Annotated in this window: 13 protein-coding genes; 9 read left to right on the forward strand and 4 right to left on the reverse strand. The window is 75.7% G+C overall.

Features of this window, described 5'->3' with window-relative positions; translation table 11 throughout:
• The first annotated feature begins 55 nt into the window (after positions 1 to 55).
• Complete coding sequence (locus ACF053_RS14320; RefSeq protein WP_391954155.1) at positions 56 to 1,318, forward strand: GNAT family N-acetyltransferase; 1,263 nt, start codon at positions 56 to 58, stop codon at positions 1,316 to 1,318.
• A 32-nt stretch (positions 1,319 to 1,350) separates the two neighbouring features.
• On the opposite strand, the gene ACF053_RS14325 is transcribed toward ACF053_RS14320, so the two are convergent.
• Both ACF053_RS14325 and ACF053_RS14330 read right to left on the reverse strand, forming a co-directional pair.
• Positions 1,351 to 2,109: an ABC transporter permease gene (locus ACF053_RS14325; protein WP_391954156.1), complete on the reverse strand. Its 759-nt coding sequence runs from the start codon at positions 2,107 to 2,109 to the stop codon at positions 1,351 to 1,353.
• Positions 2,102 to 3,082: an ATP-binding cassette domain-containing protein gene (locus ACF053_RS14330; protein WP_391954157.1), complete on the reverse strand. Its 981-nt coding sequence runs from the start codon at positions 3,080 to 3,082 to the stop codon at positions 2,102 to 2,104. Before ACF053_RS14330 ends, ACF053_RS14325 begins: the two co-directional genes overlap by 8 nt.
• A gap of 137 nt (positions 3,083 to 3,219) precedes the next feature.
• Between ACF053_RS14330 and ACF053_RS14335 the strand changes: the two genes are divergently transcribed.
• The 5 genes from ACF053_RS14335 (at position 3,220) to ACF053_RS14355 (ending at position 9,475) form a co-directional block, all read left to right on the forward strand.
• Entirely contained in the window at positions 3,220 to 3,981 is a 762-nt protein-coding gene (locus tag ACF053_RS14335; RefSeq protein WP_391954158.1) for a TetR/AcrR family transcriptional regulator, read from the forward strand.
• Positions 3,974 to 4,639, forward strand: a complete 666-nt coding sequence (locus ACF053_RS14340) for a TetR family transcriptional regulator (protein WP_391954159.1) — start codon at positions 3,974 to 3,976, stop codon at positions 4,637 to 4,639. Before ACF053_RS14335 ends, ACF053_RS14340 begins: the two co-directional genes overlap by 8 nt.
• 65 nt (positions 4,640 to 4,704) lie before the next feature.
• Positions 4,705 to 6,783, forward strand: a complete 2,079-nt coding sequence (locus ACF053_RS14345) for a HelD family protein (RefSeq protein WP_391954160.1) — start codon at positions 4,705 to 4,707, stop codon at positions 6,781 to 6,783.
• A 266-nt stretch (positions 6,784 to 7,049) separates the two neighbouring features.
• The gene (locus ACF053_RS14350; protein ID WP_391954161.1) at positions 7,050 to 8,348 is read left to right on the forward strand and encodes an ATP-grasp domain-containing protein; all 1,299 of its coding nucleotides are present in this window, start codon (positions 7,050 to 7,052) and stop codon (positions 8,346 to 8,348) included.
• A 275-nt stretch (positions 8,349 to 8,623) separates the two neighbouring features.
• A complete protein-coding gene (locus tag ACF053_RS14355; protein WP_391954162.1) occupies positions 8,624 to 9,475 on the forward strand; it encodes a sulfurtransferase in 852 nt (283 codons plus the stop codon).
• Positions 9,476 to 9,691: 216 nt separating this feature from the next.
• On the opposite strand, the gene ACF053_RS14360 is transcribed toward ACF053_RS14355, so the two are convergent.
• Complete coding sequence (locus ACF053_RS14360) at positions 9,692 to 10,546, reverse strand: alpha/beta fold hydrolase (RefSeq protein WP_391954163.1); 855 nt, start codon at positions 10,544 to 10,546, stop codon at positions 9,692 to 9,694.
• Positions 10,547 to 10,832: 286 nt separating this feature from the next.
• Between ACF053_RS14360 and ACF053_RS14365 the strand changes: the two genes are divergently transcribed.
• The 3 genes from ACF053_RS14365 to ACF053_RS14375 all read left to right on the forward strand — a co-directional run bounded on the left by ACF053_RS14365 (position 10,833) and on the right by ACF053_RS14375 (position 12,448).
• Entirely contained in the window at positions 10,833 to 11,345 is a 513-nt protein-coding gene (locus ACF053_RS14365) for a helix-turn-helix domain-containing protein (protein ID WP_391954164.1), read from the forward strand.
• Positions 11,346 to 11,392: 47 nt separating this feature from the next.
• Positions 11,393 to 11,995: a hypothetical protein gene (locus ACF053_RS14370; RefSeq protein WP_391954165.1), complete on the forward strand. Its 603-nt coding sequence runs from the start codon at positions 11,393 to 11,395 to the stop codon at positions 11,993 to 11,995.
• Between the two features lie 117 nt (positions 11,996 to 12,112).
• Positions 12,113 to 12,448 (forward strand): DUF2516 family protein, encoded by a 336-nt coding sequence (locus ACF053_RS14375; protein ID WP_391954166.1) that lies wholly within the window; start codon positions 12,113 to 12,115, stop codon positions 12,446 to 12,448.
• A gap of 248 nt (positions 12,449 to 12,696) precedes the next feature.
• Here ACF053_RS14375 and ACF053_RS14380 read toward each other — a convergent pair whose 3' ends face one another.
• On the reverse strand, positions 12,697 to 13,932 hold the full coding sequence (locus tag ACF053_RS14380) for a PP2C family protein-serine/threonine phosphatase (RefSeq protein WP_391954167.1): 1,236 nt from the start codon (positions 13,930 to 13,932) through the stop codon (positions 12,697 to 12,699).
• Between the last annotated feature and the right edge of the window lie 114 nt (positions 13,933 to 14,046).

Consider the following 14,046-nt stretch of genomic DNA (forward strand, 5'->3'; position numbering starts at 1 on the left):
CCCCTGCCGGGGAAACCGGATGCGTCGCCGTCGTTCCGCTGTCTAGCGTGGCGCCATGACCTCCGACGCCGCCCCCGTCGTCCGCACGCTCACCGAGGACGACTTCCCCGACTGGCTCCGCGCCCTGCACACCGGTTTCCTGCGGCCGCCGACCCCCTCCGCCGAGGAGGTCGCCATCCGGCTCCCGCACCAGGACTTCCCCCGTACGCGCGGGGCGTTCGACCCGGACACCGGGCGGTGCGTGGCGACGTTCCGGTCCTTCGCGCAGGAGGTGACGGCGGTCGGCGGCGCCGCGGTCCCGGCGAGTGCCGTGTCGGCCGTGACCGTCTCGCCCACGCACCGGCGCCGCGGCCTGCTGGGCCGGATGATGCGGGCCGAGCTGGCGGAGTCCCGGGAGCGGGGTGACGTGCTGGCGACGCTCATCGCCGCCGAGTACCCGATATACGGCCGGTTCGGCTTCGGTCCGGCCTCCTGGCTGACGCACTGGCGCGTCGACCTGCGCCGCGCGGGCCTGGACCCGCGCTGGTCCGGGCCGGAGGACGGCGGGCGCATCGACCTCGTCGACGGCGCGGCCGTCCGCAAGCTCGGTCCGGAGCTGTACGACCGCGTCCGGGCCGTGCGGCACGGCATGGTCAGCCGCAGCGCGCGCGACTGGCAGCGGCGCACCGGCGAGGACGTGCCGGCGAGCGACCGGTGGACGGAACCGTTTTACGCGACGTACCGCTCGGCCTCCGGCGAGCTGGAGGGGTACGTGGCCTACGCCGCCGACGAGACGTGGGACGACGGCAAGCAGCCGATGAACACCGCCACCGTGCGGGATCTGATCGCCCTGACGCCGGCGGCCGAGCGCGCCCTGTGGCGGTACGTCTGCGCGATCGACTGGGTGACGCTCGTCGACAGCGGCTACCGCGCCCCCGACGACCTGCTGCCGCTGCTGCTGCCGGACCCGCGGGCCGCCCGCGTCGTCACCCACGCCGACATGCTGTGGGTGCGGATCCTCGACGTCGTGCGGGCCCTGGAGGCGCGTGCGTACGCGACGGAGGGCTCGCTGGTGCTCGACGTGCGGGACACGGACGGCCTGACCGGGGGCCGCTTCCTGCTGGACGCGTCACGGGACGGCGCCTCCTGCACGCCGACCGCCACGCGGGCCGACCTGGCCCTGGACGTGGCGGACTTGGGCGCGCTGTACCTGGGCGACGAGTCGGTGACGCGGCTCGCGGCGCTGGGGCGGGTGGAGGAGGCGACGACGGGCGCGGCCGCCCGCGCGGACGTCCTCTTCCGGGCGTCCCGCCGCGCTTGGTGCCCCGACGTCTTCTGACGGGGGACGGGTGGTCGTGTCGTGGTCGGTGGTCAGCGTGTGCGGGCTCGGAAGAGGGTCGCCGCCAGCGCCGGTGCCAGCAGCAGCAGCCCGGCGCACCAGGCCAGCGCGGTCCACGGGGCGTCGCCGACGGGCTGGTCGAGGAGGAGCCCCCGCAGTGACTCGATGACCGGTGTGACCGGCTGGTGCTCGGCGAAGCCGTGGAGCCAGCCCGGCATGGTGTCGATCGGCACGAACGCGCTGCTCGGGTAGGGCAGGAACATCATCAGGAAGGTGAAGCCGCCGGCCGCCTCCGGTGAGCGCGCCAGCAGCCCGGCCGCCGCCGACAACCACGACACCGCCAGCACGAACGCGAACAGCAGCCCGAGGGCGGCGGCCCAGGCGGCGGGTCCGGCCTGCGGGCGGAAGCCGATCAGGTACGCGACGCCGAGGACGAGGGCCGTCGACAGGACGTTGCGGGCGACGCTCGCGCCGACGTGCCCGGCGAGGATCGCGGTCGGGCCCACGTCGAGCGAGCGGAACCGGTCGACGATGCCGGCCCGCATGTCCTCGCTGACGCGCACGGCGGTCGTGGAGGCGCCGAAACCGGCGCACAGCAGCAGCACGCCGGGGACGACGTAGGTGACGTACGAGGTGGACGTCCCGGTGTCGATGGCGCCGCCGAAGAAGTAGACGAAGATCAGCATCAGCATCACCGGCAGCACCATCGCGGTGAGGAGCGCGTCGGGGTTGCGGCGGTTCTGGCGGATGCCGCGGGCGACGAGGGTGAGGGCGGCGGAGGCGTCAGGCACGGGTGTTCTCCCGGTGGTCGGTGGTGGGGGCGGTCGGTCCGGCGTCCGTGGTGGGGTGGGTGGCGGTCAGGGCCAGGAACACGTCGTCGAGCGTGGCGCTGTGGAGCGTGAAGCGGGCGATGTCCGACCGGTGCGGGTCGAGGGCGTCGAGCAGGGCCCGTACGTGCGCGGCCGTGCCGTCGGTGGCGATGCCCAGGGTGAGCGTGTCGGGGGTGCGGCGCACGGCGTGCGGGGCGAGGCGCGCGTAGGCGGCGGCGTCCGTGGCGACGACGTCCAGGCGGTGGCCGGCGACCCGTGCCTTGAGGGCGTCCGCGGTGCCTTCGGCGACGACGCGGCCCCCGTCCAGCACGGCGACGGTGTCGGCCAGCTGGTCGGCTTCCTCCAGGTACTGGGTGGTGAGGAGCACCGCCGCGCCGCGCGCGGACAGGTCGCGCACCACCTGCCACAACTCCTGGCGGCTGCGCGGGTCGAGGCCCGTCGTCGGCTCGTCGAGGAAGACGACGTCCGGTTCGCCGACCAGGCCGGCGGCGAGGTCCAGACGGCGGCGCATGCCGCCGGAGTAGGTGCGGGCGGGGCGGTCGGCCGCGTCGGCCAGCGCGAAGCGTTCGAGCAGCTCGGTGGTGCGGCGGCGGGCGTCCCGGCGGGACAGACCGGAGAGCCGGGCCATCATGCGGAGGTTCTCCGCCCCGGTCTGGTCGTCGTCGACGGCCGCGAACTGGCCGGTGAGGCTGATCGCCCGCCGTACCCGGGCGCGCTCGGCGACCACGTCGTACCCGGCGACGCGGGCCCGGCCGCCGTCGGGGGCGGTGAGGGTGGCGAGGACGCGGACGGTGGTCGTCTTGCCGGCGCCGTTGGGGCCGAGGAGCGCGAAGACGGCCCCGCGCGGAACGTGGAGGTCGAGGCCGTCGAGGACCGGGACGTGTCGGTAGGACTTGCGGAGGCCGGTGGCCTCGATGGCGGCGGTGCCGGGCATGGCGATCCCCTTTACTGCGTATGGCATACGCGTTACTGCGTAAGCCTTACGCATTACTAGGATGGGCGTCAAGCGTCCCGGCGCGCCGGGCGGCGAGGTGGCCCGGGCGCGGGTGGTACGGGTGGTTCGGCTGGAGGGTGGCACCGGTGGAGGACAGTGGCGGTACGGGGCTCACGCCCGGCCTGGAGGCCGCCTGGGGGCTGCGTGAACGCCCCTCGAAGGGTCCGAGGCCGGGGCTGAGCGTGCACGCGATCGTCGACGCGGCGGTGGCGGTGGCCGCGTCCGAAGGGCTGTCCGCGGTGTCCATGGGCCGGGTCGCCAAGGAGCTCGGCGTGTCCACGATGTCCCTGTACCGGTACGTCGGCGCCAAGGACGAGCTGTACGTGCTGATGCAGGACGCCGCCGTCGGCGCCCCGCCGCCCCCGCCCCCGCCGGGCACCGGCTGGCGCGAGGGGCTGACCCGCTGGGCGTGGGCGCAGCGCGCGGTGTTCCGGCGGAACCTCTGGCTCCTGCGCGTCCCGATCTCCGGGCCTCCGGCCACGCCCAACTCGGTGGCCTGGTGGGAAGCGGGCATGGAGGCGCTCGCGGGGACGGCGCTGGACGAGGGCGCCAAGATCTCCGTGGTGCTGCTGGTCGGCGGCTTCGTCCGCAGCGAGGCGGGCATGACGGCCGACCTCGGTGCCGCGATGGCCGCGACCGGCGAGACGCCCGAACAGGTCATGGCCCGGTACGGCCGCACCCTGCGGCGCCTGGCGGACCCGGAGCGGTACCCGCGGGTGGCGCGGGCGCTGGAGTCGGGGGTCCTGGACCAGCCGGACGACCCGGACCACGAGTTCCGCTTCGGCCTGGAGCGGCTGCTGGACGGCGTCCGGATCCTGTTGGAGCGCTCCGATGGCTGAGTCGACGGTGCGCACCCCCGCCGGTGGCGGGCCCGGGCTGCGGGAGCGGAAGAAGCGGCAGACGTACCGGACCCTGTCCGACACGGCGATCTCGCTCTTCCTGGAGCGCGGCTTCGACCGGGTGTCGGTCGCCGAGGTCGCCGCGGCGGCGGAGGTGTCGAAGCCGACGCTGTTCCGGTACTTCCCCACCAAGGAGGACCTGGTCGTGCACCGGTTCGCCGACCACCGCGACGAGGCGGCCCGGGTGGTCGCCGGGCGCCCCGCGGGCGTCGGGCCGCTCACGGCGCTGCACCGGCACTTCCTCGACGGGCTCGACCGCCGCGACCCCGTCACCGGGCTGAGCGACGAACCGTCGGTCCTCGCCTTCCACCGGCTGCTGTACGGGACGCCGAGCCTGCTCGCCCGGCTCCACGGGCACCAGGCCGCCGCCGAGGGCGCGCTGGCCGAGGCGCTCGGCGGGGGCGTCGGCGCCCGGCTGGCGGCGGGGCAGGTCGTCGCGGTGCTGCGGGTGCTCGCGGAGGACAACTGGCGGCGCGTCGACGCCGGCGAGAGCGCGGACGACGTGCTGCCGGACGCGGTCGCGGCGGCGGAGGTGGCCTTCCGGCAGCTGATCGGAGGGCTCGGTGACGAGCCGGGTGGGGAGGGGCGGCGGGCGTAGTCGGCGCCTCGAGGGAGGATGTTACCCAGTTAGAAAAGTTACTCAGTTGCGTTATTCTCGGGGGAATGACGCCACTCGATCATGAGCTGACCCGGGAACGGGCCTTCCACGACACCTGCCGGGCCGCACTGGAGCGCATGGTCGGCGCAGCCGAGGAACGCGTCGTGACCGGTGAGGACGTCGCCGCGTCCGGCGCGGACGCCGAGGCCCTCGGGTACCACCTGCGCAGCCACGCCAAGGCGCTGCGCGAGGAGGAGCCCGGGCCCCTCTTCTTCGGCCGCCTCGACCACTCCGACGGCCGCCACCACCACATCGGCCGCCGCCGCATCAGCACCCACCCCGCCGAACCGCCGCTCGTCGTCGACTGGCGGGCACCCGTGGCCCGCGCGTTCTACCAGGCGCGGCCCGACGACCCCCAGGGCGTACGGGTCCGGCGCCGCTTCGGATGGGCCCCGCACAGCCGGGGCGACGCGGCCGACCTCACCGGCCTGGAGGACGAACACCTCGACGCGCCCACCACCGCCGAGCCGACCGGGACCGGTGCGTCACCGGGCCCCGGCACGTACGGCGACCCGTCCCGCGGGCTGCTCGCCGCCGAGATCGAGCGGCCCCGCGTCGGGCCCATGCGCGACATCGCCGCCACCATCCAGCCCGAGCAGGACGACCTCGTCCGCGCCCCGCTCGGCACGTCCCTCTGCGTGCAGGGCGCGCCCGGTACCGGCAAGACCGCCGTCGGCCTGCACCGCGCCGCCTACCTCCTCTACACCCACCCGCGCCGCGTCGACCGCGGCGGGCTGCTGATCCTCGGCCCCAACCGGGCGTTCCTCGCGTACGTCGCCGAGGTCCTCCCCGCGCTCGGCGAACGGGACGTGCGCCAGACCACCGTCGAGGAGGAGGTGGCCCGCACGGTCGGCCACGAGCCGCGCGCCGAGGACACCGCGGCGGCGGCGCTGGTGAAGCACGACGCCCGCATGGCCGGCGTCCTGCGCAGGGCCCTCTACGCGCGCGTGGCCGCCCCCACCGGCGAGCTGGTCCTCCCGGACGGCGCCTACCGGTGGCGCGTCCCGGTGGACGAACTCGCCGCGGTCGTCGAGCGGGTACGGACCGACGTCCCGCCCTACGCGGTCGGTCGCGAACGGGTGCGCCACCGCTTCGTACGCGCCCTGCGGGACCGTGCCGAGCGGCGGGCGGGACCGGTGGGCGCGGCCTGGGAACGGCGCGCCGCGCGGGCGCGGCCGGTCTCGCGGCTGGTGGACGCCTGCTGGCCGAAGGCCACCCCCGAGCAGGTGCTCGCCGAGGTGCTGGCCGACCCCCGCGACGAGGCCCTCACCCCCGCCGAACGCGCCGCGCTCCGCCGGCCCCGGCCCTCGCGCTCGTACCGGTCGGCCCGCTGGACCACCGCCGACCTGCTCCTCCTCGACGAGCTGGCCGCGCTGCTCGAACGGCCCTCCGGGTACGGCCACATCGTCGTCGACGAGGCGCAGGACCTGTCCCCGATGCAGTGCCGGGCCGTCGCGCGCCGCACCGCCGCCTCCGGGTCGCTGACCGTGCTCGGCGACCTCGCCCAGGGCACCACCCCCTGGGCCGCCCGGGACTGGCGGGAACACCTCGCCCACCTGGGCCGCCCGGACGCGCGGATCACCGCGCTGACGGCCGGCTACCGGGTGCCGGGCGCGGTGGTCGACCTGGCCAACCGGCTGCTCGGCACCCTCGACGTCGACGTACCGCCCGCCCGGTCCGTGCGGCGGGACGGCGAGGTGACCGTCCGCCGGGTGCACCGGCTGGAGGCGGCGGTGGTCGACGCCGTGCGGGCGGCGCTCGGACGTGACGGCTCGATCGGCGTCATCACCCCGGACGCCGCGTACGAGGAGCTGCGCGGCGCCCTCACGGCGGCGGGTGTGGCGACCGGCCACCCCGGGGACGTCACCGCAGGCGCCCCGCGCGTCACGGTGCTGCCGGCGGGCCTCGCCAAGGGCCTGGAGTACGACCAGGTGGTCCTCGCCGAGCCCGCCGCCGTGGTCGAGGCCGAGGCGCGCGGCGCACACCGCCTGTACGTCGCCCTCACCCGCGCCGTCTCCCGGCTGGAGGTGCTGCACACTCGGCCGCTGCCACGGGAGTTGGCGGGCGCGACCGGGGTGGGGTGAGGCGGGGGGACGGTTACGATCAGCCGAGGGGGTGGGGGAGATGCGCCTGGGGGAGATGCGCCTGGGGGACCTGTGCCGCGCACCCGCCGCCCGGCCGCGCGTGGCGCCGGCGCCGGGCGGTGCGTGGACGTCGACGCGTGGTGCGTGGGTGTCGCCTGGTGCGCGGGGCCCATGGGCGGTGTGTGGGCGGCCGCGTGTGGCGCGCGGGTGGCGCGGTCGACGGGGGCGTGGGTGACGTGGGCGGCCGCGGGGGTGCCGGGCGGGCCGTGACGCTCGTCGTCCTCGGCGCTGACGCTGCGGTCGCGCGGGCGGCGGCCACCCTGCCCGTCGACGTGGTCCACGTACGGTTGCCCGGGGCGGCCCCCCTCGACCGCGGCACGTACGACCCGGTCGGCCGAGGCGCCCCGGAACACGGCGCGCCCACGGTGGCCGTGCCCCCGCACCCGTCCCGGTCCGCCGTGCACCCGTGCCGGCCCGCCACCCGCCCGCGCCGGCACGTCGTGCAGCACTCCGTCGACTACCAGCACGCCCCCACCTTCCTGGCCTTCGTCGACGCCGTACTGCGGCCCCTCGCCCCGGCCGCCGTCGTCTCGCTCACCGAGCTGGGGCTCGAACCGGCGGCCGTCGCGGCACGGCACCTCGGCGCGACCGGAACCCCACCGGAGGCCGTACGCGCCACCCGCGACAAGCTCGCGATGCGCCGGGCACTGCACCGCGCGGCACCGCACCTGAACCCGGCGTTCGCGGCGGGTGACGACCCGGAGGCGGTGGCACGTCTCTTCGACGGGCGTCCGGGCACGGCGGTCGTCGCCAAACCGGTGGCGGGCACCGGGAGCAACGCCGTCACGCTCGTCCGCACCCCCGCCGACCTGCCGGCCGACCGCCGGACCCCCGCCACCCTGCTCGAACGGTACGTACCCGGGCAGGAGTTCAGCGTCGAGACGCTCTCGTCCGGCGGGCGCCACACCTGCCTCGGCATCGCCGAGAAGCGCACGGCGGGGGAGGGCTTCGTCGAACTCGCCCATCTCATGCCGGCGCCTTCGCTCGACGGCCCGGGGAGCACCCGCGTGGAGCGGGCCGTCGCCGAACTCCTCGACGCCGTGGGGCTGGTGGACGGCCCGGCCCACACCGAGGTCAAGGTCCACGGCGACCGCGTGACCGTCATCGAGACGCACAACCGGCCCGGCGGCGACGGCATCGCCGACCTCGTACGTCTCACCCGCGGCGTCGACTGGCGCCGGGCGGCCCTCGGTTGGGCCGTCGGCGAGGGTCCGCGCGAGGAGCCGGGCGGTCCGCTGGCGGCCGCCGCGGCGACGGTGTTCCTCACCGCGGCGCCCGGCCGCGTGACCGCGGTGGCGCCCCGGCCCCGGCTCGCGGCGGGCCGGGTCGTGGGGTGGGACGTCGAGGTGGAACCGGGGGACCCGGTGTCGCCGCTCAGGTCGTCGGCGGACCGGCTGGGCATGGCGCTGCTCACGGCCCCGAGCGGCGCCGCCTGCGCGGCGGCCGTCGACGAGCTGACGGCCCTGCCGATCGTGACGACCGACCGCTCCGAGGAGGACACATGACCGGTACGGGACGACGACAGCAGCCGGAGGAGGCCCCGCCCGGGCGCCCGTCCGGCATGGCGTCCGGGGCGCTGCCCGGGGTGGCGTCGGGGGCGCTGCCCGGGGTGGCGGCTGGGACCCCGGCCGGGGCTCGGTCCGGGGAGCCCGGGGCGCCCTGTGGGGCTTCTCACGAAGTCCCGTCCGGGGACCCCGATCGGAGTTCCTCCGAGGTTCCCGACGGGAGCCCGCCCGGGGCTTCGGCCGTCGTGGCGGATGCGGCGCTCCCCGGTCCCCTGGTGGACCCGACCTGGCTGGCGGCCCGCCTGGCGGTGCCCGGGCTCGTCGTGCTCGACGCGTCGGTCGGCGCGCACCGGGACGCCGACCGGCGCGTTCCGGGCGCCCGGCGCTTCGACCTCGACGGCCCGCTCTCCGACCACGCCTCGCCCCTGCCGCACACCATGCCCGGCCCGGCCGCCTTCACCGAGGAGTTGCGGGCCCTCGGCGTCGACGACACGAGCACCGTGGTGGTCTACGACACCGCCGGCGTCTACTCCAGCGCCCGCGCCTGGTGGATGCTGCGGGCGACGGGCTTCGACCGGGTCGCCGTACTGGACGGCGGCCTGCCCGCCTGGACCGCCGCGGGGCTGCCGGTGGAGGAGCGCGCGCCGGACGCCGCGGCCCCGGTGCGGGGCGGCTTCACGGCACGGCCGCGGGCGGGGTGGCTCGTCGACGCCGAGGTGGTCGCGGCGGCGCTCGCGGACCCGGCCGCGCTGGTGCTGGACGCCCGGACGCGCGGCCGCTTCGCCGGTACGGAGCCCGAACCGCGGGCCGGGCTGCGCGGCGGCCACATGCCCGGAGCGGCGAACCTGCCGTTCGGCGAGCTCCTGGACGACTCCGGGCGGCTGCGCCCCGCGCCCGAACTGCGCGCGTTGTTCGCCCCGCTGGTCGCCGGGAGGACCGAGCGGCTGCTGTTCAGCTGCGGCTCCGGCGTGACGGCCTGCGTCCTCGCCCTGGGCGCGGAGGTCGCCGGGTTCGACGGGCTCGCCGTGTACGACGGCTCGTGGAGCGACTGGGGCCGCCCGTCGGAACGCCCGGTGGCCACGGGTACGGGCGCGGGCGGGCCGCCCCCGGGGTCAGGGGCCCGGTGAGGCGCTGAGCCGCGGTGGTCGCGGCCGGACGGGACGAGCGGGCTCCTCTCGCCCCCGGCCCGGGGCCGGCTGCCATCAGGGGCGGGCGCCGCGAAGCCCCGGCCGGCCGGCGGTCCGCGCCGGCCCGGAACGGCTCACGCGAGGCGGCCCGGCGCGCCCACCGCCACACCGGCACCGCCCCGCCCGTGCCGGTGCCGGTGCCGGTGTGGCGGGGTGTCAGCGCGCCGCCAGGTCGGCGAGCAACTCGGCGGCGGGCTTCGGGTGGACGAGCCAGCGCAGGTGGCTCCCTTCCAGGGTCCGGACGTCGAAGGGGTTGTCGGGGGTCAGCGCGTCGGCTTCGCGGATCATGCGGTCCTGCACGGCGGGCGGCATGCTGGCGTCGGCGGCCAGGCGCACATAGGTCCTGGGGATCCGGCCCCAGGTGGTGGCCTGTGCCCGGTCGGCGGACGTGCCGACGTCGAGGTTCTCGTCGGGCTGGAAGGTGTTCAGGAAGGTCCGGAACTCGTCATCGGTGAGGTCGGCGGCGAACGCCCCCTTGAAGGCGGCGAGCGCCGCCGGGTCGGCGGTGCGGAAGTTGACCCGGAGCAGGCCGAGTTCGGCCGGGTTCCCGACGAGGCTGGCGGCGAAGGCCCCCGCGTCGACGTCCGCCATCTCCGGCTGGGCGTAGTAGTCGTTCACGTCCAGGTCGACGGGGCACCAGGCGGAGACGTAGACGATCCGGTCGATCAGGTCGGGCCGGGCGTTGGCGACGGCGGTGGCCGTGATGCCGCCCCTGCTGTGGGCGACGAGGACGGTGGGCCCGTTCCGCTTGGCCCGTTCGAGGACCTCCATGACGCGGGCGGTGTTGTCGGCGAGGGTGACCCCCTTGATGCTCCCCGGCTCCGCGGCGAGCGCGTCGAAGTCCTGGGGGGCCTGGTAGGCCGCGGGGAAGGTCGCCTCGAACCCATGCCCCGGGAGGTCCACCGCGACCGAGCGGTGCCCCAGCAGGGCGAGCTCGGCCTGCAGTGGCGCGAACGAGAACGAGTTGGCGAAGGCGCCGTGAACAAGGACGAAGGTCGGCAGGGTCTGCATGCCTCAGCCTCCAACACGACGATCTCCAGGGCAAGATCGATGATGCGGGAGAGGTGTCGAGGATCCCGCGGCCTGGCCGTCGTCTCGGCCGTCGCGCCGGAGTGCGGCTTGCGCGGCGGGGTGTACCGGCCGGGCGCGGGGGCAGGCGGGTGCGGCGTTCCGCTTTCGTCCTTCGGATGTCCGCGTGCTGCGGGCTGCGTCGCGTGGCAACGCGGACACGTCCGAATGGTTAACTCCTGCAAGCGCCTGCTTGCAATTGTTAGCGGAGGTGGTGCACCATCGGTGCATGGCATCACTGAACGTCGGCAACCTCGGCGAGTACCTGCGCGAGCAGCGGCGCACCGCGCAGCTGTCGTTGCGGCAGCTCGCGGAGGCCGCCGGGGTGTCGAACCCGTACCTGAGCCAGATCGAGCGCGGGCTGCGCAAGCCGAGCGCGGAGGTGCTCCAGCAGGTCGCCAAGGCGCTGCGGATCTCCGCCGAGACGCTGTACGTCCGCGCCGGGATCCTGGACGAGCAGGACCGCGACGAGCTGGAGACGCGGGCCGCCATCCTCGCGGACCCGTCCATCACCGAGCGGCAGAAGCAGGTCCTGGTCCAGATCTACGAGTCCTTCCGCAAGGAGAACGGGCTCGACACGGCCCCCGCCGGACCGGATGCGACGTCCGACGGGCCCGACGGGACCTCCGGTTCCGGCGGGCCGGGATCGTCCTCCGGCGGGCCGGGTACGACATCCGGCGGGCCGGGCACGGCCTCCGGCGCGGGTGATGCCGCAGCAGGCGCAGGATCCACCGAACTCTGACCGCGACGACTCCGCGAGAACCCCGCGACACGGGAGGACCCCACACCATGGCCATCATCGACGAACTGCGCACGCCCCTCTACTTCGCCGCCGGAACCGCCGACCTCGCCGTGCAGCAGGCCCGCCGACTCGCCGCCGAGGCCCCGGCCCGTATCGACGAGCTGCGCAAGACCGACCCCAAGGTCGTCCAGGAGAAGGTCAGCACGCAGGCGAAGGAGGCCCAGGCGTCGCTCCAGGCCAAGGTCACCGAGCTGGTCGGCAACCTCGACACGGACCTGAAGAAGCTCGGCGAGACCGCCCAGGGCCTGGCCCTGCGGGGTGTCGGCGCGGCGGCCGAGTACGCGGTGAAGGCCCGCGAGACGTACGAGAAGGTCGCCGAGCACGGTGAGCAGACCGTCCGGACGTGGCGGGGCGAGGCGGCCGAGGAGATCACCGAGATCGCCATCGCCGTCGAGCCCGGCACCACTCCGGCGCAGGACGGTACCGCGACGGCGGACGCCGGCAGCACCACGGCGACCGACACCACCGACACCAAGGCGGCCGACACCGCCGAGCCCGGCGCGAAGCCCACCGCCCGGCGCACGGCCGCCACCCGCAGGGCCGCCACCCGCAAGAACGACACCCCGTCGGAGCCCGCCGGCGAGAAGTGACCGCACGGCCCGGCCAGGTCTGCGAGCGGCCCGGCCGGGCACATTCACGGAACGCGGAGCGTTGTACGGGTACCTTGGCCGCGAGGCGCTCCATCCACCTACCAGGCGGTGCTCACCATGCTGATGTCCGGTTTCAACTCGCTGATCGGGCTGCTCTTCATCGCGATGCTCGTCTTCGCCGCCGTCGCGCTGGTCTTCGCGGCCCTGGCACGTGAGGACGCCTACCGGGCGGCGGACAAGCAGAGCAAGTCCTTCTGGCTGATCATCCTGGGCGTCACGGTCGTCGTCGACCTCTTCCTGCCGATGCTGATCCTCCAGCTCGCCGGCCTCATCGCGACCATCGTCTTCATGGTGGACGTCCGCCCGGCCCTGCGGCAGGTGTCCGGCGGCGGCCGCGGCCCCCGCGGCTCCAGCAGCGACGGCCCGTACGGCCCGTACAACGGCGGCCGGTAGGGGCCCCGCCCCTCCCTCCCCCTCCCTCCCCCCGCCGTACCCGCCCCGTGCCGGACGTCCCAGGACGCCGGGCACGGGGCTCCGTCGTCCGCCCGGCGGCCAGGGCGACCCAGGCGGCCTGGGAGTCCGCGGCGGCCAAGGCGACCCAGGCGGCCAGGGCGACCGCGACGGCCGGGCCGCCCATGCCGCCACGGCTCCGGGCCCGTCTCCGGGGCCCGGCCCGGCTCCGGCTCCGGCTCCGGGGTGGGTCAGCGGCCGGTTCGGTCCAGGAGCAGGACCGCCACGTCGTCCGTCAGTTCGCCGCCGTTCAGCTCGCGCACTTCCGCGACGGCGGCCTCCAGCAGGTCCTCGCCGCCCAGGCCGCGTGCCAGCTGGCGGTTCACCATGTCGACCATGCCGTCCTGGCCCAGCCGGGGTGAGCCCGGACCCGCCGAGCGGCCCTCGATCAGTCCGTCCGTGTACATCATCAGACTCCACGCGCCGCCCAGCTCCACCTGCCGCCGTGGCCACCGCGCCCTCGGCAGGAGGCCGAGCGCCGGACCGCCGTCCTCGTACGGCAGCAGCTGGGCGCCCTGGCCGGGACGGGCCAGCAGGGGCGCCGGATGGCCGGCGAGGCACAGGCCCGCGCGCCGCCCGTCGGGGGCGATGTCCACGGTGCACAGCGTCGCGAAGATCTCCTCGCTCTCCCGCTCGTGCTCCAGTACCTGCTGGAGCGTCGACAGCAGCTCGTCCCCGCAGAGCCCCGCGAACGTCAGGGCCCGCCACGCTATGCGCAGCTCCACACCGAGCGCCGCCTCGTCCGGGCCGTGCCCGCACACGTCGCCGATCATCGCGTGCACCGTGCCGTCCGGGGTGCGCACCGTGTCGTAGAAGTCACCGCCCAGCAGGGCCCGGGAGCGGCCCGGCCGGTAGCGGGCGGCGAACCGCAGGTCCGAGCCCTGGAGCAGGGGCGTCGGGAGGAGGCCGCGCTCCAGCCGGGCGTTCTCCTGGGCCCGCAGCCGGGACTCCGCCAGCTTCACCTGTACCGAGTCGGCGCGCTTGCGCTCCACCGCGTACCGGATGGCCCGGCTGAGCAGCGGTCCGTCCAGTTCCTCGCGGAACAGCCGGTCCTGAGCCCCCGCCCGTACCGCCGCGGAGGCCAGTTCGGCGCGGTCCGACGTGGTCAGGGCGAGCACCGCGTGGCGCGGGGCCACCTGGAGGACGTGGCGCAGGGCGGCCAGCGGGTCGTCGCCACGACGGGCGTCGGCGGGCAGGTCCAGGTCGACCAGGACGCAGTGCACGTCGTCGGTGAGGAGCCGCTCGGCCTCGGTGAGGTTCCGGGCGGTGCGTATGCGGACCCGTCCGCCGCCGGCATCGACCAGTTCCGGGACGGTGAAGGTGCCCGCAGGGTCGTCCTCGATCACCAGCAGGGTCAGGTCGCCGTTCGACAGGTCGAGCGGGTTCACCCTCTGGCGCTGCGCGGGCACGGGCGCGGGTACGGGCATCGGTTCGGTTTCCTTCCCTCCCCCCGAGGGTGCGGGCTGAGCGTCGGACGACGCCCCGCCGACGGGGACCATAGCGGCACCCGGCGTCCGAACGGAATGGCGATCGGTGAAGAG

Origin of the sequence: Streptomyces kanasensis (genome assembly GCF_043077165.1) — a bacterium.
GTDB classification, from domain to species: domain Bacteria; phylum Actinomycetota; class Actinomycetes; order Streptomycetales; family Streptomycetaceae; genus Streptomyces; species Streptomyces changanensis.

Bases quoted from the DNA above. Each gene is read 5' to 3' on its own strand.
- ACF053_RS14320 (WP_391954155.1), top strand. From the start codon at position 56: ATGACCTCCGACGCCGCCCCCGTCGTCCGCACGCTCACCGAGGACGAC.
- ACF053_RS14330 (WP_391954157.1), bottom strand. From the start codon at position 3,082: ATGCCCGGCACCGCCGCCATCGAGGCCACCGGCCTCCGCAAGTCCTAC.
- ACF053_RS14340 (WP_391954159.1), top strand. From the start codon at position 3,974: ATGGCTGAGTCGACGGTGCGCACCCCCGCCGGTGGCGGGCCCGGGCTG.
- ACF053_RS14345 (WP_391954160.1), top strand. From the start codon at position 4,705: ATGACGCCACTCGATCATGAGCTGACCCGGGAACGGGCCTTCCACGAC.
- ACF053_RS14360 (WP_391954163.1), bottom strand. From the start codon at position 10,546: ATGCAGACCCTGCCGACCTTCGTCCTTGTTCACGGCGCCTTCGCCAAC.
- ACF053_RS14365 (WP_391954164.1), top strand. From the start codon at position 10,833: ATGGCATCACTGAACGTCGGCAACCTCGGCGAGTACCTGCGCGAGCAG.
- ACF053_RS14370 (WP_391954165.1), top strand. From the start codon at position 11,393: ATGGCCATCATCGACGAACTGCGCACGCCCCTCTACTTCGCCGCCGGA.
- ACF053_RS14375 (WP_391954166.1), top strand. From the start codon at position 12,113: ATGCTGATGTCCGGTTTCAACTCGCTGATCGGGCTGCTCTTCATCGCG.
- ACF053_RS14380 (WP_391954167.1), bottom strand. From the start codon at position 13,932: ATGCCCGTACCCGCGCCCGTGCCCGCGCAGCGCCAGAGGGTGAACCCG.